Source organism: Variovorax sp. Soil_C_26, from assembly GCF_057657075.1.
Window position 1 is genome coordinate 1 of the sequence record NZ_JBDGJC010000041.1, and the last position, 678, is coordinate 678.

Sequence of the window (678 nt, forward strand, 5' to 3'; positions counted from 1 at the left end):
AAGGCCGCTTGCCAACGCCTGGAAGCTCTCGCCGCTCAGCACGATGCAGGCATGGCGCCAACCGCTGTGCGCGAACGCGAACTGGTACAGCCGGTGCGGCAAGGCCTCGCCGACGATGGTGATGGCCAGTTCGTCGCAGACCGTAAAGTCCGACAGGCCAAGCCGGCCAGGCGGATGCTCCTGGGCGAAGAAGATCTCGCGATCGCCACCGTGCTCGGCGCGCCACTGCCGCACTCTGCGCTGCAGGGTGCGCAAGACCGCGCAGTCAAAGCGCTGCGGATATCGAAGCTGCAGTTCCTCCAGCACCGTCACCGCCATTAGCCCAGGGGCCGCCTCCAGCATCGGCACGACCTCCGCCGCCCACACCTCAGTCAGCGGATCGGCGCGCGTTCGCCATGTCCGCGCAGGCTTCTGGGAGGGCAGAAGAACCGTCGATTCGATCCGGCGCGCGCTGGCCACACTCACCCCAGCCTTGGCAGCCGCCACCTCCTGGCTGTGCTTGCTGCGCAGTTCCTTGTACTTGGTCACTTGATGATCCGATATGCGTTTGCCGGGCAAGGTGGCTGCCTCCTCTAGAGGCAATCCACTTTAAAACCCGACCGCAAACGCACCCCGGGCGCGCGCGTCAACCGCTCACGATAGTTGTCGTCGACCGCTCAAGATAATTGTCGCTGGCCA

Annotated in this window: 1 protein-coding gene; it reads right to left on the bottom strand. The window is 65.0% G+C overall.

Translation table 11 applies throughout. The features are described from left to right. A partial coding sequence (locus tag AC3A6G_RS27355; protein WP_487875096.1) for an IS21 family transposase occupies positions 1 to 558 on the bottom strand: 558 nt, incomplete at its 3' end. Positions 559 to 678: the final 120 nt, after the last annotated feature.